Consider the following 24347-nt stretch of genomic DNA (forward strand, 5'->3'; position numbering starts at 1 on the left):
ATTGCCGGGGCGGCGGCGGTCGGCCTCAGACCGCCTGACGCTGCTGCTCCGGCGCCAGTCCCCAGATCGTCGAAAGCTCCGAAACGACGGCGCGGATGATCGGGTCGTTCGCCCTCTTCCGGAGGTAGGCAAAGCGCAGGCTGATCGTGGGCAGCTTCATCGGCAAGGCGTGCATCCTGCCTTCCCGCTCGGCGGCCTCGACATCGGAGCGGCGCATGATGCCGAGCCCGACGCCCGCTGCCACCATGGCGCGCATGGCATCTTCCTGGTCGGCCATCATGGTCTTGACCGGCATGCAGCAGTGCGATTCGAACAGCGGTTGCATCAGCTGGTAATAGGCGCAGTCCGGCGAGGTGTAGACCCACGGCAGGCGCGCGAGTGCCGGGATGTCGGGAGAGGCGATCTGATCGCGCAGTGCATTTGGCACCGCCACCGCCATTTCCTCCTCGCGCAGCACATGGGAGTCAAGCAGGGGCTCGTCGCAGTCGCCGCTGACGAAGGCGGCATCGAGTTTGCCGACCCTCAGGGCAGGGATGTTGTTCCCCGTTCGGCCGGACATGAATTCGAGATCGAGCTGTGGATAGTGCGCGCGCAAACCGGCCTGGAGTTCGACCAGACGCAGGAATTCCGCATCGGTATTCAGGCCGATGCGGATGCTGCCCAGCAGCTCGTTCTGCATGCCTTTGGCATGATGCAGAAAGTCGCCTGCAGCAGCCAGCGTGCGCTGCGCGCGATCCAGCAGCTGCTCGCCGGCGGCGGTGAGCTGCATGCCCTTTGGCGTGCGGTCGAAGAGCGTGAGGTTGAGCTCTTCCTCCAGTGCCTTGATATGGGCACTGATCGCCGGCTGGCTTGTAAACAGGCGCTCTGAGGCACGTGTCAGGTGCTTCTCTTCGGCCACCGTGACGAAGGTCTTCAGGTGGTATAGCTCCACGTCGGTCACTCCGGATGCGGGTTTCTCAGGTGTTAGTAAAGCGCACTCCGGCCGACGACGCCATCACATTTCCTGAACACGCGAATCCCGAAAAACGATTGGATTGTGTTTCGTGCGAACGCCAGGATGCAGTCATCACCGATGCCCTGAAGGAGACGCACCATGAGCCCCATCACCCACGCCCGCATGATTCCCGTCAGCCGCCTGCCCGCCTTGCGCAGCACGCTGGCCGCCCTGCTCGGTACGCTAGACGACACCTTGCGCACATGGCAGACCCGGGCCCGTCAGCGCCGCGAGCTGCGCAGTCTCGATGACGCAGTGCTGAGAGATGTCGGCATCAGTCGCACGCAGGCACGCTTTTCCGCCGACAAGCCATTCTGGCGCGAATGAGCGCCGACGGGCCAGCGCGGCCTTGAAAGCCGGTTCGGTGGGGCTATGCTGAAAGGATCAGCCCCCCATCCGGCACCCTGCGGTGTCGCGTCTCAATGACCCGAACCGAAAAACTGCTCAGAATCACCCGGCGGCTCATCATCCTGACCGGGATTGCGCTGTTCTTCGTCGTTGGCCTGTTTGGTCTCACCCTGCTGCGCGAAGAGCGTTTCATGGTGTCATGGGCATGCTTCGGCTGCGGCCTGCTGGGCGGATTCGTCAGTATCCAGCAGCGCCTCAGGAAGTTCGGCGATGAAGAACTGGAGTTGCTGTCGCAATCCTGGTGTCAGGTCCTGCTGATCCCGGTGTATGGCGGCATCTTCGCGCTGGTGCTGTACATCGGTTTTCTCAGCGGGGTGATTGAAGGTTCGATGTTTCCGTCCTTCTCCAGCCACCCCTTCTCGGAGCCGGTCCCGACCACCGCGGACCTCAAGCGCTTCTTCTCCGAAACCTACCCGTCAAGCGGTGCGGATGTGGCCAAGCTCCTGTTCTGGTCCTTCCTCGCCGGCTTCTCCGAGCGACTGGTGCCACAGATTCTGGACCGCACGCCGGGCAAGGAGGGTTGAGTGCGTGCAGCGCTTCAGGTCCGTGCCGTCTTCATGAACTGCAGAAACTGCGGGTTGCACGCGTAGGCGACGTTGATACGGATTGCAGCGGGCGCTTCGGACTTTTCCGGCCGGAAGATGGAGCCCGGGGCGAGAAAGATGCTCTCCTTGGCGGCACGGCGTGCCAGCGCAAGTTCATCCTGTCCCTCGCCGAGTTCGCCCCAAAGGTAGTAGCCCCCATTGGCGGAATAGGGCAGATGAATGCCCGCGCCCCGTACCGCCTTGATGGCCTTCTCGGTAGCCTGTTCGACGTGCAGCTTGAGGCGGCGCAGATGACGCAGGTACTGACCGCTGGAGATCATGTTGAAGACGATGCGTTCAAGCAGATCGGACGTGTTCACAACGGTCAGCATTTTCAGGTCACAGAGCGTTTCCATCAGCCGGGCTTCACCTGCGACGTAGCCGACCCTCAGGTTGGCAGAGAGCGTCTTGGAGAAAGTCCCGATGTACACCACGCGCTTGAGTTGATCGAGCGTGGCCAGGCGCGGGCTGGCGGCCGGAAGAATGTCCGCAAACGGATCGTCTTCGACGATGTAGAAGCCGTACTGCTCTGCAATCTGAAGGAGCCGGTGCGCGACCGGGAGCGAGATCGCGCTTCCGGTCGGGTTGTGCGCGAGCGACTGGGTAAAGAAGACCTTGGGACGGAACATCTCGCACTTGCGCACCAGATCATCGAGGTCGGGGCCGTCGTCCAGGCGCTGGACACCGATGGTTCGGGTCTTGCCGAGGTGCAGTTTGCCGAACAGGGGGTAGTAGCCAGGACTGTCGACAAGCGCGACGTCGCCCGGCTCCAGGAGCTGGCGACTGACCAGATCGAGTGCGTGGTTGGCACCGTAGGTGAGCAGAACCTGGTCGGGGGAGGCGTGAATCGAGCGCTCGATCAGCATGAGTGCGAGGCGTTCGCGCAGCGGCTGGTAGCCCCATGGGCTGCTGTAGCCGTGGTCGGCCTCGGTGTCGAGACCGGACTTGAGCTGAGCAAGCTGCCGCCCGAAGTCGAGACGACCCATCCATGCCGCAGGGGGGCGGCCGTCACCGACGCGTACGGCGTAGTGCCGGACGAGTTGCTCGCGCAGCAGCGAGGCAGAGTCGATTGCCTCTGCAATATGCGCAGATGGCGTACCCGAGGCCAGGCTGCGTCCGCTCGTCACGAAGTAGCCAGAGCCCTGCTTCGAGCTCAACAGCCCCTGGGCAACGAGCCGGTCATAGGCTTCGGCGACGGTGTTCTTGGATACGCCAGCTTCGACCGCCGCAGCGCGAACCGATAGCAGCCGGTGTCCGGGCCTGAGCAAGCCACTTTCGATCTGAGCCCTGAGCTTTTCCATGATCGCATCGGTACGTCCCATGAGCTTCCTCCGTGCCAGCGCATCGGGAATTCACGCTGTTTCGCCTGAACTGTCACTCTTATTCAACTGGGACAGTTGTTTGACAATTCAATAAAGTGTCCCTTGAACTGTCCCTGTTCATTGTAGATGATCTGCAAAACGAAAAATCAGAGACATTGAACGCCGGACCCGCTATCAAAAAGCGACCTCGAGTTTCGCCCGGCCGGTGTTCTACGCAAGTCATGGGTGGTTTCACGCCACCCGGAAGTCTGCCCGCAAGGGGCGGAAGCCAAAGGAGGAGTAAACAGCATGAAAGTCATTACTCGCAGGAATGCACTCAAGGCGCTGAGTATTGGCGCGGTCGGCGCGGCAGCCAATATGGCTGTCAGTAGCCCTGCGCTGGCTCAGGAGACGGTGACCTGGCGCATGCAGGCGCTTTGGGACGGTGGCACCACGCCGCAGAAATTCGAGGAGCGTTTCGTAAAACGTGTCGCCGAGCTGACTGGTGGCAAGTTCCAGATCGAGCTCTTCTCCGCGGGTCAGCTGGTCCCGGCGAATCAGGCATTCGATGCGGTCCGCGGCGGCGCATTCCAGCTGATGAAGACTTTCGATGGTTACGAGGCCGGCAAGATTCCGGGGCTGGCATTTACCAGCACGGTACCCTTCGGTTTTCCCGAGCCGGACCAGTTCGAAGCCTGGTTCTACGAACTTGGTGGCCTCGAGCTCGCGCGCCAGGCCTATGCGCCCGCGGGCCTGTTCTACATTGCGCCGACGGTGTATGGGCCGGAGCCGATCCACTCGAAGTTCCCGATCCGCACGCTGGCCGACATGAGCGGCAAGAAGGGCCGCTTCGTCGGTCTTGCGTCGAGCGTGATGGGGGCGCTCGGTGTTGCGGTGACCCCGATGGCCACCGCCGAGGTCTATTCGGCGCTCGACAAGGGTGTGATCGACTTCGCCGACCGTGGCGATCTGTCGGCCAACCTCGAGGCCGGCCTGAGCGAAGTGGCAAAGTACATCGTGATGCCCGGCCCGCATCAGCCGACCACCGCGACCAGCTACGTGGCCAACCGCGGCGCGTACGACCGTCTGCCGGCAGAGTTCAAGGCCGCGCTGGCGGTTGCGGCGCGCGAAACCTCTTCTGCACTGCGTCAGCACATCATGGTGTCGGACGGCAAGGCAATCGAGGCCTTCAGGGCCAAGGGCGTAGAGGTGACCTCGCTCGACCCGAAGGAAGTCGCTGCCGGGCGCGTCAAGGCGCGCGAGGCGTGGAAGGCAGCCACCAAGAACGATCCGATTGCGGTGAAGATTCTGGAAAGCCAGATGGCCTTCATGAAGCAGCTCGGCCTGCTTTCCTGAGCGCAAGCCGTAGCGCCTGACCTGTCGAATCTGCGGGGGCTCCGTCAGGGCCCCCGCCCAACCTGTTCCGGGAATTATCGTGCCCAAAGTGATACGCCTTTACGTGAAGGCCATCACCGGAGTGAATCGTCTGCTGTTCATGGGGGTCGCCTTGCTGGCCTTCGTGATCGTTCCGGTGATGCTGTATGAAGTGGTGGCCCGCTATGTCTTCAATGCACCCACGGTATGGGGCATGGAGCTCGCCACACTGATCTTCGGCCCGTATTTTCTGCTGGGTGGCCCATACCTGCTGCACTTGGGCGGACATGTCAGTCTCGACCTCGTTCACCGCGCCCTCTCGCCCGCGTGGAAGCGCAGGTCGGACCTGTTCAACCACCTTGTCATCATCTGCTTCTGCGCCATTCTGCTGTACTACTCCCTGCCGCTTGCGATGCAGTCCTGGGCGTTCCGCGAGACCTCCTTCTCGGCCTGGAACCCGCAGATCTGGCCGGTGAAGTTTTCGATTCCGTTGGCTGTGAGCCTGCTCGCTGCGCAAAGCCTGGCGGAGTTCCTGTGCCTGCTGTTCCGGGAGCCGTCATCGCGCCCGGATGAGGACGAGGTGCAGGCATGACGCCCAACCTGATCCTGCTGATCATGTTCGGTGGCCTCACGCTGCTGATGCTGTCCGGCCTGCCGATCGCATTCGTTCTGGGCGGCTTGTCGCTGCTGCTGACGGTGACGCTGTGGAACCCGGACGCCGTTGTGCTGATGGTGCTGCAGGTGTTCGACACCATGCACTCCGAAGCCATGCTCGGAATCCCTCTTTACATCCTGATGGCAAGCATCCTCCAGCGCTCGGGCATCATCGAGGCGCTCTACGAGGCAATGGAATTGTGGTTCGGTCGCGTGCGCGGCGGGCTGGCAATCGGCACCGTTGTCATCTGCGTGGTGATGGCCGCGATGACCGGCGTGGTCGGCGCGGCGGTGACGGCGATGGCTGTGCTTGCCATGCCGCAGATGCTGAAACGTGGCTACGACCCCAAGCTGGTGACCGGCACGATCTGCGCCTCGGGGACGCTCGGCATCCTGATTCCCCCTTCGGTGCTGACCATCGTCTATGCGGTCACCGCTCAGGTCTCGATCGGGAAGATGTTGATCGCGGGCCTCATGCCAGGTTTGCTGCTGGCGACACTCTACATTGCCTACATCATAGCGGTTGCCTACCTGAAACCGGGGGCAGTGCCGCCAGGGGCAACCGAGCGCGTGCCGCTGGCAAGGAAGCTTGCCAGCCTGAAAGCGCTGATCCTGCCAGCACTGTTGATCGTGATGATTCTCGGCTCGATCTTCTTCGGCGTCGCGACCCCCACCGAAGCTGCCGCAGTTGGCGTGTTCGGCGCGATGGTGTCGGCCGCACTGTGCCGGCGCCTGACGCTGGGAGGCTTGCGCGGCGCCGCGGTCGAGACCCTGAAAGCGACCTCAATGATCCTGTGGATCACGATCGGCGCCAAGGCATATGTCGCCATCTTCACCGGTCTGGGTGGGGCCGACACGCTGCTCAATTTCATCCGTACGCTCGACGTGCACCCGTACGTGGTGCTCGGCGTGATGATGCTGATCCTGATTTTCCTCGGCACCGTGCTCGACGAGATTGGCATCATCCTGCTTACCGTGCCGGTGTTTCTTCCCATCGTGCGCTTGCTCGGCTTCGACGAGATCTGGTTCGGCGTGCTGTATGCGCTGACCATCCAGACCGGATACATCAGCCCGCCCTTCGGCTACACCCTGTTTTACATCAAGGGGCCACTGCCTCCGCATCTCGGCATGGGCACCGTCTATCGCGGCATCCTGCCCTTCCTCTACCTGCAGATCCTCGCCCTGCTTATCTGCGCGGCTTTCCCCGGGCTGGTTACCTGGCTCCCCGCATTGGCGTCCGGCTGACGCACGACCCCATCAATCGACTGGAGACATCCACAATGAGCACACCCGAGAAAACCTCACGCGTGTCGGGCTTCCACAAGAAGAGCCCGCGCGAACGCCTCGACTTCGTTGCCGGCTTCAGCGGACTGGACGCGGTCGAGGTCGGACATCTCGCCAATATGGGAAACCTTGACCCACATCTGGCCGACCACCTGATCGAGAACGTCATTGGCACCATGAACGTACCGGTGGGCGTGGCGACCAATATGCGTGTCGATGGCGAGGACATCCTCGTGCCGATGGCAACCGAGGAGTCGTCAGTGGTGGCTGCGGTGTGTAATGCGGCGCGCCAGTGCTATGACAGCGGTGGTTTCGTGACCTCGATGTCGGGCACGCTGATGATTGCCCAGGTGCAGCTTGTAGGGGTGAGCGACCCGGTGCATGCCCGTATCCGCATTCTGGAGCGGCGCGAAGAGATCAAGGCGGTATGCGACGCCTGTGATCCGGTGCTGGTGAAGCTGGGCGGAGGTTTTCGTGATGTGGAGGTGCGCATTATCGAATCGGCCGGCGGGCCGATGGTGGTGACTCATCTCATCGTCGACACCCGCGACGCAATGGGTGCGAATGCAGTCAATAGCATGGCGGAAAAGCTGGCGCCCCAGATCGAGGTCTGGTGTGGCGGCCGGGTGTATCTGCGCATCCTCTCCAATCTGGCCGATCGCCGCCTTGCACGCGCACGGGCTGTGTGGACCTGCGACGCGATCGGGGGGGCTGCGGTGCGCGACGGCATCATCAGTGCTTTCCAGTTTGCGGCCGCAGATCCATACCGGGCCGCTACCCACAACAAGGGGGTGATGAACGGGATTTCGGCGGTGGTGCTGGCTACCGGCAATGACACGCGTGCGGTTGAAGCCGGTGCCCATGCGTATGCGGCGCGACGTGGCGCATACGGAAGCCTGACCGATTGGGAGGTCACCGCGGAAGGAGATCTGGCCGGCACCATCGAGTTGCCGATGGCCGTTGGCCTGATTGGCGGAGCGACCAAGCTCCATCCCACCGCCCGCGCGTGCCTCAAGATTCTTGGCGTCGCCTCGGCCGACAGGCTGTCCCGCATCATTGCCGCGGTGGGCCTGGCGCAGAATTTCTCTGCGCTGAAGGCATTGGCAACCACCGGCATCCAGAAGGGCCATATGTCGCTGCACGCACAAAACATCGCAATGATGGCCGGTGCCGTGGGCGATGAGGTCGCGGCGCTTGCCAGCGTGCTCGTCGGTCTGGGCACGGTGCGGGTCGACGTGGCCGAGGTCGAGTTGAGGAAGCTGCGCGGCTGACGACGCTCCCCGGTGGCGACGAGATGTCGCCGCCTGCTACAGACTGAACGAATGTCCCCCGCCGTGGAACGGATGGGGTTTTTCGGGGGCGGGGTGGAGGATGGCCCGGATCGACGGCGGGCACTGTGGCAGTTCGTTCTGCATCTGCTGCTGCACCTGCGGGAACAGCTGCCCCCATTGCTCGGCAGAGACCTCGATTGCGGCGGGAAGCGCCAGCGCGCTGGCGATCAGTTCGACCGCGCCTGTGTGGTCGATCTCGGTGCGGACGCGCTCCTTGAGCCGGACGTAGATCCGGAAGTCGGTAATGCGACTGCCCGGCTGGGTGCCAAGGTGCACGATGTCGAGCTCGTAGAGCAGGGCGAGGGCGGGCTGGCCACGCACAAAGCCGAGTGCGGTGAGATATCGAAATCCGTCATAGGCGATGATCGCAAGCTCATCGTCTTCGGTCGGCACCGTCAGTGTGCCGTCGATGGTTTGCAGCACGGTGGGAAGGGTGGCGAAGACGGATTCCGTTTTCTGGGGCGGCGAGGTCATGGCAGCTCCGAGTCGATAGCGGTGGCCGAAAGGCGTCCTTCACGAGACAACTTCCTCAGTGTAGATGCTGCCTGCCGCCGCTGCCATGAAGAGAAGGGGCGCGATCCGTGTCCACTGGCCGGCCGCGCCCCTGTATCCGCAAACGCTCAGCTCACTGCAGGTTCGCTGGCCTTCTCCGCATCGGTGGTTGCGGTGCCGCCAGTCTTGTCGGATGCGGGGTCTATCAGTGCCATGACGGCCCATCCCGGGCCGGGTTCCAGCGCATTTTCTGCCGAGAAGACTTCGAGTCGGCCCTTGGGGTCGATCGCGAACAGCAGCGTGGCATGGTCGCCATGCATGTTGCGGAAGTGCTCCATGGTGAAGGCTTCCGACAAGGTCGTGCGGCGGATCTCGGCACCGCGGTAAAGGCGGCGCGAAAGGTCGATGTAACCGACCTTGTCGCTGAAGGCGGTGCGTCCCTCGCGTGCCGTGTCACTGCGGCCGTTGGTGCCCGTCGCGCCGCCAACCCGCAGCGCGAAGACGTCTTTCGCGCCGAATACACCCTTGTAGCGGTTGCAGGCGAGTGCGTTGAGGTGAGCATCGGCCGTGACGGCCAGCATGCGCCCGAGGCCGGTGGTGTCGAGATAGACCTCGGCGTGTTCGGACAGCGGGTTGCCGTAGTAGGCCTTGAGGCCGGCCATGCGGGCGCGGCTGACGTTGTCCCACAGGGTGTCGCACAGCAGGACCCGGATCTTCTGCTGCTCGAGCGCCTGCGCCAGCTTGCGTGCAAGCGGATTCGCGCCGAGGATCAGAAAGCCGGCCGGTTCAGGTTCGGCCACCTTGAGCACGTTGGCGAGCTTGCCCGCCGTCAGGCTCTGCAGCACCACGGTGCCGATGATGACAACGAAGGTCAGCGGCACCAGCAGGGCCGCCTGATCCACGCCCCGTTGTTCGAGCTTGAGTGCGAACAGCGCACTCACCGCCGCGGCAACGATGCCGCGCGGTGCGATCCAGGCCAGCAGGGCACGCTCCTGCCACGGGATGGCGGAGCCCCAGGTGCAATACATGACCTTGAGCGGACGGGCGATGAACTGGATGGCCAGAAACACCCCGACCACCACCCAGCCCAGCGCTTCGAGCTGGGCAAAGTCGAGGCGTGCTGCAAGCAGGATGAAGAGCACCGTGATCAGCAGCAGCGAAAGACTTTCCTTGAACGCCAGAATCTCTTCGATCGGCACGCCCTTGCGGTTGCCGAGGTAGATGCCCATCACCGTCACCGCGAGCAGGCCGGATTCCTCCGCCACTGCGTTGGAGAAGGCGAAGCAGCAGAACACGGCGCCCAGCGTGGCCACGTTGAACAGGTAGTTGGGCAGCCAGTCGCGACGCAGGGCCTCGCCCATGAGGTAACCGATAGCCAGGCCGGAAATGGTGCCGATGGCGATGGTGCCGAGGAAGAGCAGGATGGTTGCGCTCAGCGCGCCACCGGCCTCGGTGGACACGACGAATTCGAACACCAGCACCGCAAGCAGCGCACCGATCGGATCGACGACGATGCCTTCCCAGCGCAGGATGTTGGCGATGCGGGCCGTCGGCCGCACAGTGCGCAGCATCGGCACGATGACGGTGGGGCCGGTCACGACCATGATGGCGCCGAACAGGATAGCCAGGCCCCAGTCGAAACCGGCGATCAGGCGTGCTGCCAGTGCTGCTACCGTCCACGTCACCAGTACGCCGCTGGTGGCAAAACGCCGCACGACATGCTGCATCCCCCGGATCTCGGAGAACTTGAGTGTCAGCGCGCCTTCGAAAAGGATGATGGCGACCGACAGTGAAACGAAGGGGAAGAGCAGTTCCCCCATCAGCTCGTCGGGCTTGAGCCATCCAATGCCAGGGCCGACCACGATGCCCGTGATCAGCAGAAAGAGAATGGCGGGCAGGCGCAAGCGCCATGCGAGCCACTGGCAAGCACCACCGAGCAAGGTGATTGCTGCGATGGTGAGCATTGCATGTTCACCCAAAATATGTCTCCTGAATGGACGTAAGCGTCAGTACTACCGCTGCGGGCGGTGACGCGGAGGATGATTGTATATGAATGGGGGCGTCGTTCTTTGCCCTTGCGCGATGGCGGTGCAGCTTGCAGCCCGGATTGGGGCGGGTGGGGTTTGTCACGCGCAGGCGCCAGCGTGCAGTACTAGAAGCGGGAGCCGGGTTGTTCGAGGAAGGCCTTCTCGACGGCTGTCGACTCACGTCCCAGCGCCACATTGCGGTGCGGAAAGCGACCGAAGCGGTCCACGATTTCGCGGTGGCGGCGGGCAAAGTCCAGAAAACCGTCGAAAGACGACTTCACTGTTGGGCCGGCTTCGGCCGCCAGGGCTTCGAAGCGTCGCACCGATTCGGCCTGGTCGTCGCGGTCTTCGGAATGCTCGAGTGGAAGATAGAGAAACACGCGCTCGATGGGGCGACACTGGCGGTCGATACCGAGGGCGAGCGCGCCTTTGCTCCAGCCCAGGGCCCGCGCGTCGAAGGCAAAGGCGCGTGCGCTGTTGCGGTAGATGTTGCGCGGGAACTGGTCGGTGAGCAGGATCAGGGCGAGGCGGCCGCGTGGCGTTTGCAGCCAGGCGTCGAGTTCACCGTTTCCGGCCTGGATGACCCGGTGCTCGAAGCGCTCGCGGATCGCGGTGTCGACCTCGTCGCGCTTGCGCCACCACAGTGCGGACTGACTGGCGATGATGCCGGCCTCGTCGGAACCGGTCCCAAACCAGAAGGTGCAGATTGTTTCGGCCGTATCCACGCGGTGCTCCGTTCAGATGCCATGCGGCAGGTGTCAGGCCGCCCGCCGTGCCGAGTTGGCGGCCTGGAAGTAGTCGATGAACGCCCGTAGCCGTGCCGGCCTGTTGGGCGTACCGGGAAAGTATAGATGGGCCGCGCCCAGCGTCGGCGCGTATTCGTCCAATGCGGTGACCAGGCGCCCGGCCTGAATGTCGTCCGCTGCGGTCGACTCGACCACGTGTGCAAGTGCGGGCCCGCCACGCACGCCGTTGCAAGGCTGATGCGGATGCCTTCCCGGAGCGATTCTTGCTGCAGGAAGGCTCGACCTGAACCGCCGCCAGCTTCTGCCGAAGCGGGCGCGCCAGGTTCTGTACCGATTTGAGATGGGGTAAGGGCATGGATAGTCTGGATCTGGAAGTTCTGCAGCGTGCGAGAACATGGCTCGCAGACGGAAAACGGGTGTTGCTGGCCACGGTCGTGCGCACCTGGGGCTCGTCGCCACGCCCGCCAGGCGCGCTGCTGGCCTTGCGCGAAGACGGACGTGCGGTGGGGTCGGTGTCGGGTGGGTGCATCGAGGACGACCTCATGCAGCGCCTGCGCGCCGAAGGCATGCCCGAAACGGCATGCAGGGTGAGCTATGGCGTCGGTGCCGAGGAGGCCCGCCGCTTCGGGTTGCCGTGCGGCGGCACCATGGAACTGGTGCTGGAGCCGCTGGCCGACCCGGCACCGCTCGACGCCTTGCTGGCCAGGCTGGCGGCGGGCGAACTGGTGGAGCGCAGCCTGCATCTGCCCAGTGGCAGGAGCGCGCTGGCGCCGGCGCATCCCGAGCAGGCGACGGGCTTCGACGGGGAAACCCTGGTGAGCGTGTTCGGGCCGCGCTATCGCCTGCTGCTGATCGGCGCCGGCCAGCTCGCGGCCAGCCTCGCAAGGATGGCGCTCGCGCTGGACTTCGCCGTCACCGTCTGCGATCCGCGCGAAGAGTGGTCCGAGGAATGGAACGTAGCGGGCACCGTGCTCACCCGCGAGATGCCCGACGATGTGGTCATCGGCATGCGCCCCGACGCGCGCACCGCGGTAATCGCACTCACCCACGATCCCAAGCTCGACGATCTCGCGCTGATGGAGGCGCTGCGCTCGCCTGCCTTCTACGTGGCGGCGCTGGGCTCGCGACACAACAATGCCGTGCGGCGCGAGCGTCTGCGCGAGTTCGATCTCGACGCGTCGCAGGTGGCAGCCCTGCGCGGCCCGGCCGGGCTGTACATCGGCAGTCGCACGCCGGGCGAGATTGCGGTCTCGATCGCGGCTGAACTGGTCGCGGTAAAGAACGGTGTGGTGCCCGAGCGGGTCCTGCCGGTGGCAGAGGCCAAGGCCGCACTCGAACTGGCCGAAAACGCCTTGTCCGCCTGCGCCCGCAAGTGACGGTGCGCGGCATCCTGCTTGCGGCAGGTTACGGCCGCCGCTTCGATCCCGAAGGGCGGCGCGACAAGCTGCTTGCGCGCCTGGCGGATGGTCGTCCGCTGATCTGGCACAGCGCCCTTGCCTTGTGCGCGGCCCTGCCCGGCAGCCTCGCGGTGGTGCGTCCGGGGCAGGCGGAGCGGGTGCACTGGTTGCGCCTGGCAGGCTGCGAGATCCTGGAAACCGCGCACGCCGAGCAGGGCATGGGCAGTGCGCTGGCGGCGGCAGTGGCGGCCAGTGCGGATGCTGCCGGCTGGGTGATCGCGCTCGCTGACATGCCCTGGTTGCCCGCGGCCGCGGTTGGCAGGGTGGCCGCCGCCATCGACCGGCCCGACACGGTGGTGGCTCCCATGCACGGCGGCCGGCGCGGCCATCCGGTCGGCTTCGGTGCGGCATGGGGGCGCCGTCTTGCCGCGCTGGAGGGTGACCGTGGCGCGCGCGACCTGCTGCAGGAGGCCGACGTGCGCCTGCTCGACTGGCACGATGACCGCATCCTGCGCGACGTCGATCAGGCCGCCGATCTCGATCCGGCGCTGCCTTCCTGCGGCTGAATCAGACCACTGGCGCGGCCGGGTTCAGCACATTGGCGGGAGCATCGCGCACGACACTGTCGGGCTCGGTAACGGGCGTGCCGCGCACTGTCTGCAGGGGAATGACACCCGCCCATACCGGCCAGCCGAGATCCTCCTCATCATCCTTGACCCCGCCTGCGCGAATCTTGGCCGACGCCTCGGTCAGGGGGATGCGCAACACCGTGGTGGCGTTGAGTTCCTTGCCGGTGATCGGGCGCAGTTGTTCCCAGCGCCCCGGCGCAATGCCTTCGATCAGGGCGCGCAGGCTGTTGAGCTTGGCGTCCGGCTCATCAAGCTGTTCGAAACACCCATAGACCACCACCGCGCGGTAGTTCATCGAGTGATGCATGGCCGAGCGCGCCATCACCAGCCCGTCGGCGAGCGCAATGGTGACGCAGGCCTGGCCGGTGGTGAGCGCCTTGAGCATGCGCGAACCCTTGGCACCGTGGATGTAGAGGTGCTCGCCCTCGCGCCAGTGGATGGTGGGCAGGGCATGGACGGAGCCTTCCCACTGGAAGGCGACGGAGCACACCGTGGCGGCGTCGACAATGCCGTTGATGGTCTCGCTGTCGTAGTGGGCGCGCGCCGGGAGGCGTCTGACGCGGGTGCGCTCGGAAGGGGCTGGGGGCGTGTTCATGTCGGGGTGCCTGACGCTTGTTTGAGGTGAGCGTCCAGCATATGCTGCTGGTGGCACCATCAGTAGTGCCACCAGATTCATTTGGATTGGAGCCACCATGCAACTCGACTGGCTGCTGGCCCCACCGTTTCCGCCGGGTGTGCCGCGCCAGCGCCTGCTGTATCAGCGGCTGCGCGAGGCCATTCTGAGCGGCCAGCTGAAGGCCGGCGCGCGCCTGCCTTCCAGCCGCAGCCTTGCTGCCGGTCTGGGCATTGCGCGTAACTCGGTGCTGTTCGCGTATGAGCAGTTGAGCGCGGAGGGCTGCCTGCAGGCCGACCGTCATGGCACCCGCGTGGCGCAACTGACGCTGCCCGATGCGTCCGCACGCAGATCGCACGGCGAGTCCGTGGCCCTGCCCGGTCTGTCGGTGCGTGCCGCAGCCTCACGTCAGCCCGAGCACGGGCCGGACTCCGACATCCTGCCCTTCGCGCCCGGTGCGCTCGATCTCGGTGCCTTCCCCTTTCGCAGCTGGCGGGCCAGCCTGGACCGGGCGTGGCGCGAGGCGGGTGCGCGCCAGCTGGGTCATACGCCGTATGGCGGCGAGCCGGTCCTGCGGGCCGCGCTGGCCGAACAGCTCTCCACCGTGCGCGGCTTTGCCGTCACTCCCGGGCAGGTGATCATTACCAGCGGTACCCAGTCGGGGCTGGACCTGTGTGCGCGGCTGCTCGCCGACAGTGGCGACACCGCCTGGGTGGAGAACCCCGGTTATCTGGCGGCGCGCGGCGCACTCGGCCTGGCCGGCCTGCGCCTGCACGCGGTGGCGGTCGATGAGGACGGACTGGCGCCGGCCGCGGCAGACTGGCACGCACATCCGCCGCGTCTGATCATGGTCACGCCCTCGCATCAGTATCCCAGCGGGCACGTCATGTCGCTCGCGCGCCGTCTGGCCCTGCTCGAAGGCGCACGTGCGGCCGGTGCGTGGATCATCGAGGACGACTACGACAGCGAGTTTCAACGCGGCGGCCCGGCGCTGCCTGCGCTCCATGGACTGCAGCCGGGGGCGGCGGTGGTGTATGCGGGCACGTTCAGCAAGACCCTCTACCCCGGCCTGCGCATTGGCTATCTGGTGCTGCCGCCGGCGCTGTCCGATGCATTTGCGCACGCCGCAGGGCAAGCCGTGCGCGCCGGCCAGGGCATCGAACAGGTGGCGCTGGCCGATTTCATCCGGCGTGGCCAGTACACCTCCCATCTGCGCCGCATGCGCAAGCACTACGAGTTGCGCCAGCGTGCGCTGCGTGCGGCGCTGCTGCGTCAGCCCGGTCCGGAACTCGGTATCGACGGCGGCGCGGCGGGCCTGCATCTGGTGCTGCGTTTGCCACCCGCGCTGCGCGATACCGAGGTGACGCGGCGTGCGGCCCGGCTCGGGCTCGGGGTGCGGGCCCTGTCGCACTATGCGCACGCGCCCTTGTGCTGCAACGGGCTGGTACTGGGTTACGGCAACGTCGACGAAACGCAGATGGACGAACTGGTGCGCCGGCTGCGGCTCGCAATGGCTGAACCCACCTGATGCGATAAAAAAACGATCATCCTGAGAATGGTGAATGAATATCCGGCTGAAAACGTTGACTCAGGCAGCCGTCTGTTGCCGATTTCAGTGCACCAAAATCCCGCGTGTTCCTCTATTCTCGGCGCCCTGTTCGAATTTTATCGCCTGCAGGCAGTGTCGTGCATGCCCAGGCGGGCGTTGCCATCTATCGGAAAACGATCATGAAAGTTGTCATCAGAGCATTCTTCAAGACCCTGCGTCTCGTCATCGGACCCATGATTCTGTTGTGGGAAATGATCACCCGGCCCAAGGGCGTGTCACGCCCGGCGGAAGAGCAGGGCAAGGTCGATAAGGAATGCGGCATGCTGGCCTTGTATGAATTCAAGACCTGCCCGTTCTGCATCAAGGTGCGCCAGGAGATGCGTCGTCTCTCGCTGCCGATCGAACGTCGCGATGCGCAGCACCCGGGCAGCGTCCGCGAGGAACTGGTGCGCGGCGGCGGCCAGGCCAAGGTGCCTTGCCTGCGGGTTTCCGACAAGGCGGGCAACAGCAAGTGGCTGTACGAGTCGGACGAAATCATCGCCTACCTGCGCGGACGCTTTGCGCCCCAGTAACTGAAGCAAGGGGGCGGCTTACTCGAGCACTTCGACCGCCATCCCCACTTCCAGCCGCCCCGGGCCGTCGTGAATCAGGTTCTGCCCGAACATCACCATGTTGTTGTGCCGCCGGTAGCCTGCCAGCGTGCGCAGGGGTTCGGGGCTGCGCAGCGCAGTCTCGGGGTCGATTGTCGTGATCGCGCAGCGTGCGCAGGGCTTCACCACGCGAAAGACGACCCCGCCGATGCGAATCACCCGCCAGGTGTCTTCGGCAAAGGGTTCGCAGCCGTTCACCACCAGGTTGGGGCGGAAGCGCTGCATCGGCAGCGGCTGCTCAAGCCGTGCGTTGAGATCGTCTAGCGAGGCCTGCGAAATCAGCAGAAAGGGGAAGCCGTCGGCAAAGCCGGTCTGATCGGATGGCGCGGCGTAGTCGGGGTCGAGCGCGCGCTGAACATCCTCGGCGAACTGCACCAGGCGGCAAGCTTGCGCCAGAAAGCGGCTCAGCCAGGCGTCTGCAGCCGGATCGGCCAGGGCCGCCTCTACCGTGTCTTCCCACACCGTGACTGGAATGCGCTGCTGTGTCGTTCCCTGCAGCGTGATGTCGGGCATGTCCGGCGCGCTCAGCGTCAGCACGCCAGCGGCATCGATCCGGGTATCGATCAGTGCCATTTTCGGCAACTGGCGCTGGGTAAGAAAGTGTCCCTGCGCGTCGACGACCATCCAGTGGCGGTCGAAGCTGAAGCCCTTCGCACCGATGTCGAGCGCCGGGTGCTGCGCGCCGCGCAAGGATTTGACCGGGTAGCGATACAACTGGGTGAGTGTCAGCGTGCTCATGATTGTCCGGTGGGGAGGTCGGCGCTTGCCACGCAGTTTCGTCCACGTGCCTTCGCCATGTAAACACCTTCGTCTGCACGCCGCATCAGTTCGTCAGGGGCGAGCATGGCGGTCGTGCGTGAGGCAACGCCGATGCTCACGCTGCCCGGCCACTCGCCACCACCGGCGGCGACCCGCAGCGCATTAACCCTCGCCCGCAGGCTTTCGCCGAGCTGCATCGCGCCTTGCAGTGGCGTGTGGGGGCAGATCACGAGAAACTCGTCGCCACCCAGGCGGCACACCATATCGTCGGTGCGCACCGATTCTGCGAGCGTTCTTGCCAGCGTGGTCAATACCGTATCGCCGGCTTCGTGTCCCCAGGTGTCATTGACGGTCTTGAATCCGTCCGCATCGATCATCATCAGCGAAAGCGGGCTACCCGAGGCCTGCCACTCAAGCCCGAGGACATGCATCGCATGGCGCCGATTCGGCAGGCCGGTCAGGACATCGGTGAGCGACAGCGTTTCGAGGTTCTTGTTGGCGGCGGCCAGTTCGCGCGTGCGCTCTGCGACTTTCGCCTCGAGCGTCTGGTTCAGCTCGTGCAGCTCGCGGTTTTGCTGCGACACCTGGGCAAAGAGGCCGCTCAGTGCCGCAAGCAGTGGCTCGGTGGCACGGGTGCCGAGCCGGGCATCTTCGGACAAGGCTTCTTCCGGGCTGAGGCCCTGGCCGATCAGGCGCAGTTGCCTGGCCATCGACTGGTCGGAGCCGAGGATGTGGTACGCCAGCCAGTGGATGAGAAAACTGAGCAGACGACTCGAGAGTTCGGGGGTCATCTCCGTCTGCGAAATACGGACAATCTCATCGACGAAGCTCTCGTGCTCGCGGGACTGCGATTCGAGATGTCGTGGGTCGATACCCTGCGCGGCCATCATCGACTCTTCTGCCGCAAAATGGAAACGTGTGTAGGCAGCGAGTTCGTCGATCAGGTCTGAAAGGGATTCCGGGCCCGCTGCGGACGCATTGGACAAGGCATCGCCAATGCGGTTGATGATGCGTACCAGCTCCATGTGCTGGGTATCGACTTCGTCTATGCCGGTGACGAAATTCTCGTCCCACTGAAATGAATCCATCGTCCGTTCCCCTGCTGGGTTGCCCCGGTCAAAGCAGCGTCATTTGTAATCCACTGCCCAGATTGGGGTTAATCGTGGGAGTGTATTACGAACGATGCATGGCTTCCGGCCATTTTCGAAACAGGGCTGGTACATTGGCTGCATCAGCCGCCGGATCGGCCACACGCGTGAGTACCGCGTGCAGGTCGTCCGTTCCCTGGCAGCGTGCACGCGCTGAAGAATCAGTATTTCGCGAAGTTGGCGTTGATGCGCTGCTGCAGGTAGTCGCCCGCAGTGATTGGCGGATACTTTCTGCCCGGCCCTTCGATGACGGCGCTGCGGTTGGCCTGGCAGAAGAAGGCAATGCTGTAGCGGTCGCCCTGGTACTCATGCGGCTGCGGATCGCGCACACGATGGAAATTCGACGGCAGCTGGTCGTCGCTCCAGCGCATCAGCATGTCGCCGATGTTGCAGGTGATCACGCCGGTTGCGGGTTCGACGGGCGTCCATTCCTGTGCGTCGGCTTCCTTGCCGGGGCAGACCTGCAGGCCACCCTGGCCGTCCTGCTGGAACAGCAGCGTCAGGCAGTCGAAATCGGTATGGGCGCCGGCGCGCCACAGCCCGAGCCTGTCGCTGAACTCGGCAGCAACGGGGTAGTAGTGGAGCAGGCGCAGGGTGCTCTGGTAGTCGGCCGCTGCGGGGTCGTGCGCGCGGGTGAAGAAATCGCTGTCAAAGCCGAGCTTGTCGGCGAAGCAGGACAGCACCTTCATGCCGAGCTCACGACACTGAGCCTCGAAATTCAGCATGGTGGTGCGAAAGCCGGGCAGTGCGTCCTCGTCCGGCCACAGTTCGGCCATGTGCGGCAGCGTGATCTGGTACGACTCCTTCTGGTCCGGCGTGCCGGTCGAGGGACGCACCTGGGCCAGGCTCTCCCAGCCGGCATTGCACCCCTTCACCAGTGGTGATCTGCCCTTGATGCTGGCGGGCAAGGCAAAGAAGCGCTCGGCGGTGGCGAAGGCCTGCTTCACTTCGACGAGGTCGATGCCATGGTTTACCAGCTGGAAGAAACCCACCTCCACGGCGGCATCCCACAGCTGATCGGCAATCTCGGACTTGCGACGATCGAAATCGCCAAGGTCGATACGGCGGATCTCGCGAGTGCGGCTTTCGGTGCCGACGGCACCCATGCGTGATTCGAGTTTGAGTTCGTCGAGGGTGTAAGGCGTGGTCTGGGCGTTCATCATCATGCTCCTGTGCCCCGCGGGGCGGCTGAAGCCCTGGACGCACGACGGCATGGAAGGCAGGCGTTCGCTGCGGTCGGCATCGCAAGGCATCTTGAAGAAAATCCCGGTGCAGCCTGCATTCGTCCGAATGCGGCATCGCACCGACTCCAAGAGCAATTTCCGACCGACCCTCGGGCTGCCTGTCAGGTGCAGCTGAGGGGGCTGAACGCTTCTACTCTTATGTCTTGCTTAGCAGAATCCGTTCCACATGGCTGCGGGGCCGGATCGCAGCAGAACCGGGCAGGTGCCGCTCACGCGCCCGTGCTGACAGCACTGATCAGGGGCGATGCGAGCGGCGCCGCACCAGATCGATGCGCCGGTGCCCTCACTGTCAGCGGCTTGCCCAGAAGGCGCGCTGCATGGCGACGGTCTCGTCAACGATCTCGGCGACCGGGCCGATCAGCTCGACCGCTTTCTGGCAGTGGTCGAATACATAGCGCGAGGCCACGCTCATGGTCGGGTTTTCGCTGTGGCTGCCGGTTTCCTGCAGCAACTGGTGTTCGGTCATGCCGAAAACCACTCTGCCGATGTTGGCCCAGTAGGCGGTGCCGGCGCACATGCAGCAGGGTTCAACCGCCGTGTACAGGGTGCAGCCCCACAGGAATTCCGCACTGAAGTTGGTGGCGGCCACACGGGCCAGGGTGGATTCGGCGTGATTGACGGTGTCGATGTTGCATTGCTCGAGCAGCACCGTTTCCTGGTCGGGGCCGACCAGCACCGCACCGAAGGGATGGTGGCCGAGGGTGAGTGCGCGGCGCGCGACCTCATTGGATCGCCGCAGGTGCCGGATCATCTGTTCCCGTGTCGGCGTGAGGCCTTGCGGCGGGTAAACGACGGTTTGGTCGCTCATTGACTGTCTCCGGAGTTGTCAGCGGAAAGCGGTGGTGTGGCGGGAAAGAGCTGCTCGATGCTGCGCTGGATGCCGCCATAGCCGGTGCAGCGACACAGGTTGCCGCTGAGCAGGCTGGCTGCCTGCTCGCGGTCGGGCCGCGGTGTCTGCTGGTGCAGGTGGGTCAGGGTCATGGCCAGGCCGGGGGTGCAGTAGCCGCACTGCAGTGCGCCGCAGCGGGCAATGGCGTCGCGCACCGGTGCGCTCGCGGCGTCTGCCGCGACATCTTCATAGGTGCGCACGCTGCGACCTTCGAGACGAAAGGCCATTACCAGGCAGGCATTGGCAGGCAGGTCGTCGATCCACACCATGCATGCACCGCAGCGTCCGACGCCGCAACCGGGCTTGGCCGCAATGAGGCCGAAGTCTTCACGCAGGATGTCGAGCAGCCTGCGGTCGGGTGCGCAACTGACGCTGACTGCCTGCGTGTTGAGCTTGAAACGTACGGTGCTCATGGGGTGTTTTCCAGGTAGTCGAGTATGTCGTCCGGCTTCACCGGCAGGCTGCGCACCGCAAAACCGGTGGCCGCGGCAATCGCATTGGCTATCGCCGGGGCGGTGACGTTGACGCTGATCTCGCCTGCGCCGCGTGGTCCTACCGGGTCATCGTCAGGGAGGTTTTCGACGGCGATGATTTCCATTGCAGGGGCGTCGGCCAGCGTGGGGATGAAATAGGCGTCCAGGTTGCGTGCCTGATAGCGGCCCGAATGCGTGGGCAGGTCTTCGATCGTGGCCATGCCCTGGCCCATCAGCGCGCCGCCCTCCATCTGTCCGAGAAAGCCCTGGGCCGAGACCACCGGCCCGAGCGCCGCAAGCAGCGCGATGTGTTCGACGCGCGTCTGCCCCGTCCATGCGTCAACCCGCACCCGGGCGATGGCGGCACTGGCGCCAAAGACGTAGTGCGCGGCGGGAACATCGCTGGGTGTCTCTTCGGCAGCGATGACGAGGGTCAGCAGCGGTCTCGCTGCGGGCGCCAGTGCGGCGGCGAGCGCAGGGTAGCTGATGCACAGCGTGCCGTGATGGTCGCGCAGCCCCCCCGCTGCGGGAACAAGGCTGTCCGCGGCGACGCCGAGCAGGCGCGCGCCGGCCACGGTGATCCGCTGCTTCCAGTCGGTGCTCGCCTGCTGCATGGCACGATGGAGCACGGCGGTGGCACGCGAGGCCGCGGTCGGGCCGCTGTCCGGCGTGTGCGCCGTGTCGCCGATGACGGGACGGACATCGTCCTCGGCACAGCCGAGCGCGCTGGCCGCCAGCGCATGGATGGCGCCGACCAGGTTCTGTCCCATTTCGGTGAAGCCGGTGCGCAGTTCGATCTTGCCGTCGGCGGCGAGGCCAAGCACGATCCGGGCAGTGTTCGGTCCGCCCTTGCCAAAGCCGTCGCTGCGATGAACGAGGGCGAGGCCGGTGCCGTAGTGATAGCGTCCGTCAGTGTGGCTGCGCGGCGCTGTCCACAGGGGGTGGGTGCGCAGCACATCGAGCGCGCGTGCGGGACCGTCGAAGGGCAGCACCTGCTGGCCGAGGGGGCCTGGCGCGTCCGGCGCTGCGAGGTTGAGCGCGCGGAACGCGAGCGGATCGAGCCCGGCACGTGCGGCAAGCACGTCCATCTGGCGTTCGAGTGCGAACTGCACCTGCACCGCACCGAAGCCGCGAAAGGCGCCGGCGATGCCATTGTTGGTATAGGCGAGGCGGCCGCGCAGGGACACGGCGTCGTACTGGTAGGGGCCAGACACATGCTCCACCGCCGCATCGAGCACTTCGGGCCCGTGCGTCGCGTAGGCGCCGGTGTCGGCGAGGATGTCGGCGACCATGAAGCGCAGCCGGCCAGCAGCGTCGCAGCCGGTGCGCAGACGGATCTGCATCGGATGGCGTTTGACTCCGAGGTCAACCGATTCGCTTCTGCTCAGATGCAGGCGCACCGGGCGCCCGGTATGGAGGGCCAGCAGCGCGGCCAGCGGCTGGATGGTGAGTTCGTCCTTGCCGCCGTAGGAGCCACCGATCGGGGTGCCGACGACGCGCACTGTGTCGGGGTGGAGCCCGAGGATGGCGGCTAGAACCTGGCGGTCGCGCTCGGGGTTCTGACAGCCGAAACAGACGATCAGGCCGCCGTTGCCATCGTGTTCGACAATGCCGCCTTCGGTCTCGAGATACGCGTGCATCTGGCGCGGGCTGCGGTATTCGGCCTCGACCACATGTGCGCAGGCGGCTTCGGCAGCGGCAAGGTCGCCGCGGTCGTGAGTCATGGCGTGCAGCAGGTTGCCGCCGGCATGCACTGGCGCTGCGTCCTCAGCCAGCGCGCACACGGGATCGTCCACGGTCGCCAGCACTTCGTAGTCGACGCGGATGGCCGCCAGTGCGGCCTGTGCCTGTGCCGGCGTGTCGGCAGCGACAATCGCCACCGGATCGCCGACGCAACGCACCTTGTCCGCGCACAGCACCGGCCGGTCGATGTGGCGCAGGCCGTAACTGCCTTGGCCTGGAACGTCGGCGGCGGTCAGGACGGCATGAACGCCAGGCAGCGCGCGTGCGGCGCCGGTGTCGATGGCAAGGATGCGTGCATGCGGATGTGGGCTGCCGAGAATGGCGCCATGCAAGGCCTGCGGATGCTGGCGGTCGCTGGGAAAGGGCGTGGCGGCCAGTTTCGCGGCCGCGTCCGGGCGCGGCGTGGCGCGGGCGAGCAGTTCGCGGTGTTCAATCACAAGGTGTGGACGCTGATTCATGGGGATGTCGCCGGTTCAGATGCAGCGTCGCCTGCCTGCAGACGCCCGAACCGGCCGCCGAGGATGCGGGCTGCAAGGCGGGCGGACGCAGGGTCTGCAGGGAGGTCGGCGGCCACTGCAGCGCGCAGCCCGCGGTCCGCGGCGCCAAGACGGGCAGCCTGGCAGGCGTTGAGCCAGGCCTCGGCGTGAAGCAGGCGGCGCCCGCTGAGGCCGGCACCGGCAAGGCCGATGCGGGTGTCCTGCAGGCGGCCGTCCATGCCGATGCAGACCGCGACGGCCAGCGCAATGCGGGCCGGCGTGAAAGCGGCGCGGTGCCCGACCTTCTCGTAGAAATGGTGCTCTTCCGGGTGCGGCGGCGGCAGGTGCAGCGCGAGGATCAGCGGCAATCGGTCGTGGGCAAGCAGGTCGGACAGTGCCTGGCGCCGGCCGTCCGCCAGTTCGGCTTCGGCCCGGTGCGCGAGCAGTGCGGCAACGGTGTCGCCGAAGCGCCAGCCGAGATTGCCGCCGAGGGTGGCGAGGTGGCGCACCGCGAGTGCGGCCAGGCTGTCACAGGCCATGGCGAGCAGCGGCGCCCGCGCAGCCACCGTCGCGTGGGTGCGCAGCGTTTCCAGGCTGACGGCCGCACCGATGCGCAGACTGCCGTCCGCCTGCAGCGCGATGCCGTGCACAGGCTCGAGCGCGAGCACATCGATCAGGGTCAGCGCAGGGGCGGGGCTGCGCCAGCTCAGCTGCAGCGCCGTGCCGCCTGCGATGAAGGCCGTCGCAGGGTCACGATGTGCGGCCGCCGCCTCTGCCGGCGTGGAGGGGTGGAGGACGCTCAGACTCATTTTGCGCCGCTGTCGCTCAGGCTCCACGGGCACAGCGTGCGCTGCAGCAACACGATGATGCCGTACAGCGACAGGCTGCAGCCCACCAGCAGAGCAAGCGAGGCAAAGGCCATCGGGACCTTGAACGAGGAGGTGGCGTAGAGAATGAGGTAGCCGAGTCCGACATCGGCGGCGACGAATTCGGCGACCACCGCACCGATCACCGCCAGCGTGATTGCCACCTTGAGCGCGCTGAAAATATGCGGCATCGCGTACGGCATGCGGATCTGCCAGTACTCGCGCGACCGGCTGGCGCGCAGCGAGCGCGACAGCTCAAGCAGCTCATCCGGCACCGAGGCGAGGCCGGTGGCGGTGGCGATGACCAGCGGGAAGAAGGCGATCAGGGTGGTGATGACCACGCGCGGCACCATGCCTGCACCCAGCGTGACCACGATGATGGGCGCGATGGCGACGATCGGCGTGGACTGGATGATGATCAGCCACGGCAGCAGGGTGCGGGACATGAGGCGTGAGCCGGTAATCGCGATGGCCAGTGGAATCGCGCACAGGATGGCGACGAGGTAGCCGGCGATGGCGACCTGAATGGTGGCAAACAGATGTTCCCCCCAGCGCGCGGCATCGATCTCGCCGGTGGACGCGAGAATGGCGGTCGGCGGTGGCAGGACGTAGATCGGGATCGCGAGCAGACGGCACGCACCTTCCCAGGCGAGCAGCACGCCGAGAAAGGCAAGGGCCGGCGCAAAGCGGTCGGCAAAACGCGTCAGCGATTGCAT

General features: G+C 65.3%; 25 protein-coding genes. 10 read left to right on the forward strand and 15 right to left on the reverse strand.

The window, feature by feature from the left end; genetic code table 11:
* Positions 1 to 25 precede the first annotated feature (25 nt).
* Positions 26 to 931 (reverse strand): LysR family transcriptional regulator, encoded by a 906-nt coding sequence (locus CEW87_RS06215; RefSeq protein WP_159098095.1) that lies wholly within the window; start codon positions 929 to 931, stop codon positions 26 to 28.
* Positions 932 to 1093: 162 nt separating this feature from the next.
* Here CEW87_RS06215 and CEW87_RS06220 point away from each other — a divergent pair, with 162 nt between their 5' ends.
* On the forward strand, positions 1094 to 1321 hold the full coding sequence (locus tag CEW87_RS06220) for a DUF1127 domain-containing protein (protein WP_199917133.1): 228 nt from the start codon (positions 1094 to 1096) through the stop codon (positions 1319 to 1321).
* Between the two features lie 95 nt (positions 1322 to 1416).
* A complete protein-coding gene (locus CEW87_RS06225; RefSeq protein WP_108971916.1) occupies positions 1417 to 1926 on the forward strand; it encodes a hypothetical protein in 510 nt (169 codons plus the stop codon).
* A 14-nt stretch (positions 1927 to 1940) separates the two neighbouring features.
* On the opposite strand, the gene CEW87_RS06230 is transcribed toward CEW87_RS06225, so the two are convergent.
* A complete protein-coding gene (locus CEW87_RS06230) occupies positions 1941 to 3308 on the reverse strand; it encodes a PLP-dependent aminotransferase family protein (protein ID WP_108971917.1) in 1368 nt (455 codons plus the stop codon).
* A gap of 288 nt (positions 3309 to 3596) precedes the next feature.
* Here CEW87_RS06230 and dctP point away from each other — a divergent pair, with 288 nt between their 5' ends.
* From dctP to CEW87_RS06250, 4 genes are all read left to right on the forward strand, one after another.
* Positions 3597 to 4643, forward strand: coding sequence for a TRAP transporter substrate-binding protein DctP (gene dctP / locus CEW87_RS06235; protein WP_108971918.1), 1047 nt, complete (start codon positions 3597 to 3599; stop codon positions 4641 to 4643).
* Positions 4644 to 4722: 79 nt separating this feature from the next.
* Positions 4723 to 5253 (forward strand): TRAP transporter small permease subunit, encoded by a 531-nt coding sequence (locus CEW87_RS06240; RefSeq protein ID WP_199917134.1) that lies wholly within the window; start codon positions 4723 to 4725, stop codon positions 5251 to 5253.
* Positions 5250 to 6560, forward strand: coding sequence for a TRAP transporter large permease (locus CEW87_RS06245; protein WP_108971919.1), 1311 nt, complete (start codon positions 5250 to 5252; stop codon positions 6558 to 6560). Before CEW87_RS06240 ends, CEW87_RS06245 begins: the two co-directional genes overlap by 4 nt.
* A 35-nt stretch (positions 6561 to 6595) precedes the next feature.
* The gene (locus tag CEW87_RS06250) at positions 6596 to 7870 is read left to right on the forward strand and encodes a hydroxymethylglutaryl-CoA reductase, degradative (protein WP_108971920.1); all 1275 of its coding nucleotides are present in this window, start codon (positions 6596 to 6598) and stop codon (positions 7868 to 7870) included.
* Positions 7871 to 7906: 36 nt separating this feature from the next.
* Here CEW87_RS06250 and CEW87_RS06255 read toward each other — a convergent pair whose 3' ends face one another.
* The 4 genes from CEW87_RS06255 to CEW87_RS06270 all read right to left on the reverse strand — a co-directional run bounded on the left by CEW87_RS06255 (position 7907) and on the right by CEW87_RS06270 (position 11390).
* Positions 7907 to 8404 (reverse strand): hypothetical protein, encoded by a 498-nt coding sequence (locus CEW87_RS06255; RefSeq protein WP_108971921.1) that lies wholly within the window; start codon positions 8402 to 8404, stop codon positions 7907 to 7909.
* A 146-nt stretch (positions 8405 to 8550) separates the two neighbouring features.
* Entirely contained in the window at positions 8551 to 10401 is a 1851-nt protein-coding gene (locus CEW87_RS06260) for a cation:proton antiporter (protein WP_199917135.1), read from the reverse strand.
* 173 nt (positions 10402 to 10574) lie between these two features.
* Positions 10575 to 11174 carry a DUF924 family protein gene (locus tag CEW87_RS06265; protein WP_108971923.1) on the reverse strand — a complete coding sequence of 200 codons (600 nt, stop codon included), beginning with the start codon at positions 11172 to 11174 and terminating at the stop codon, positions 10575 to 10577.
* A gap of 33 nt (positions 11175 to 11207) precedes the next feature.
* A complete protein-coding gene (locus CEW87_RS06270) occupies positions 11208 to 11390 on the reverse strand; it encodes a hypothetical protein (RefSeq protein WP_159098096.1) in 183 nt (60 codons plus the stop codon).
* 158 nt (positions 11391 to 11548) lie between these two features.
* Between CEW87_RS06270 and CEW87_RS06275 the strand changes: the two genes are divergently transcribed.
* Both CEW87_RS06275 and CEW87_RS06280 read left to right on the forward strand, forming a co-directional pair.
* Positions 11549 to 12571, forward strand: a complete 1023-nt coding sequence (locus CEW87_RS06275; RefSeq protein ID WP_108971925.1) for an XdhC family protein — start codon at positions 11549 to 11551, stop codon at positions 12569 to 12571.
* A complete protein-coding gene (locus CEW87_RS06280) occupies positions 12568 to 13158 on the forward strand; it encodes a nucleotidyltransferase family protein (protein WP_234421691.1) in 591 nt (196 codons plus the stop codon). The genes CEW87_RS06275 and CEW87_RS06280 overlap by 4 nt, the downstream gene beginning before the upstream one ends.
* 1 nt (position 13159) lies before the next feature.
* Here CEW87_RS06280 and CEW87_RS06285 read toward each other — a convergent pair whose 3' ends face one another.
* Complete coding sequence (locus tag CEW87_RS06285) at positions 13160 to 13816, reverse strand: pyridoxamine 5'-phosphate oxidase family protein (protein ID WP_108971927.1); 657 nt, start codon at positions 13814 to 13816, stop codon at positions 13160 to 13162.
* Between the two features lie 97 nt (positions 13817 to 13913).
* Between CEW87_RS06285 and CEW87_RS06290 the strand changes: the two genes are divergently transcribed.
* Both CEW87_RS06290 and CEW87_RS06295 read left to right on the forward strand, forming a co-directional pair.
* Positions 13914 to 15362: a PLP-dependent aminotransferase family protein gene (locus CEW87_RS06290; RefSeq protein WP_108971928.1), complete on the forward strand. Its 1449-nt coding sequence runs from the start codon at positions 13914 to 13916 to the stop codon at positions 15360 to 15362.
* 200 nt (positions 15363 to 15562) lie between these two features.
* Entirely contained in the window at positions 15563 to 15955 is a 393-nt protein-coding gene (locus tag CEW87_RS06295) for a glutaredoxin family protein (RefSeq protein WP_108976977.1), read from the forward strand.
* A gap of 18 nt (positions 15956 to 15973) precedes the next feature.
* Here the strand turns inward: CEW87_RS06295 and CEW87_RS06300 are convergent, their stop codons facing one another.
* From CEW87_RS06300 to CEW87_RS06340, 8 genes are all read right to left on the reverse strand, one after another.
* The gene (locus tag CEW87_RS06300; protein ID WP_108971929.1) at positions 15974 to 16771 is read right to left on the reverse strand and encodes an MOSC domain-containing protein; all 798 of its coding nucleotides are present in this window, start codon (positions 16769 to 16771) and stop codon (positions 15974 to 15976) included.
* Complete coding sequence (locus tag CEW87_RS06305; RefSeq protein WP_108971930.1) at positions 16768 to 17880, reverse strand: GGDEF domain-containing protein; 1113 nt, start codon at positions 17878 to 17880, stop codon at positions 16768 to 16770. The genes CEW87_RS06300 and CEW87_RS06305 overlap by 4 nt, the downstream gene beginning before the upstream one ends.
* A 221-nt stretch (positions 17881 to 18101) precedes the next feature.
* Positions 18102 to 19100, reverse strand: coding sequence for an isopenicillin N synthase family dioxygenase (locus tag CEW87_RS06310; RefSeq protein ID WP_199917136.1), 999 nt, complete (start codon positions 19098 to 19100; stop codon positions 18102 to 18104).
* Positions 19101 to 19473: 373 nt separating this feature from the next.
* On the reverse strand, positions 19474 to 19992 hold the full coding sequence (locus tag CEW87_RS06320; protein ID WP_108971933.1) for a nucleoside deaminase: 519 nt from the start codon (positions 19990 to 19992) through the stop codon (positions 19474 to 19476).
* The gene (locus tag CEW87_RS06325) at positions 19989 to 20486 is read right to left on the reverse strand and encodes a (2Fe-2S)-binding protein (RefSeq protein WP_108971934.1); all 498 of its coding nucleotides are present in this window, start codon (positions 20484 to 20486) and stop codon (positions 19989 to 19991) included. The genes CEW87_RS06320 and CEW87_RS06325 overlap by 4 nt, the downstream gene beginning before the upstream one ends.
* Entirely contained in the window at positions 20483 to 22747 is a 2265-nt protein-coding gene (locus CEW87_RS06330; protein WP_108971935.1) for a xanthine dehydrogenase family protein molybdopterin-binding subunit, read from the reverse strand. Before CEW87_RS06330 ends, CEW87_RS06325 begins: the two co-directional genes overlap by 4 nt.
* Entirely contained in the window at positions 22744 to 23574 is an 831-nt protein-coding gene (locus CEW87_RS06335) for an FAD binding domain-containing protein (protein WP_108971936.1), read from the reverse strand. The genes CEW87_RS06330 and CEW87_RS06335 overlap by 4 nt, the downstream gene beginning before the upstream one ends.
* Positions 23571 to 24347: an ABC transporter permease gene (locus tag CEW87_RS06340; RefSeq protein WP_108971937.1), complete on the reverse strand. Its 777-nt coding sequence runs from the start codon at positions 24345 to 24347 to the stop codon at positions 23571 to 23573. Before CEW87_RS06340 ends, CEW87_RS06335 begins: the two co-directional genes overlap by 4 nt.

It is taken from the genome of Parazoarcus communis (genome assembly GCF_003111665.1).
Taxonomy (GTDB): domain Bacteria; phylum Pseudomonadota; class Gammaproteobacteria; order Burkholderiales; family Rhodocyclaceae; genus Parazoarcus; species Parazoarcus communis_B.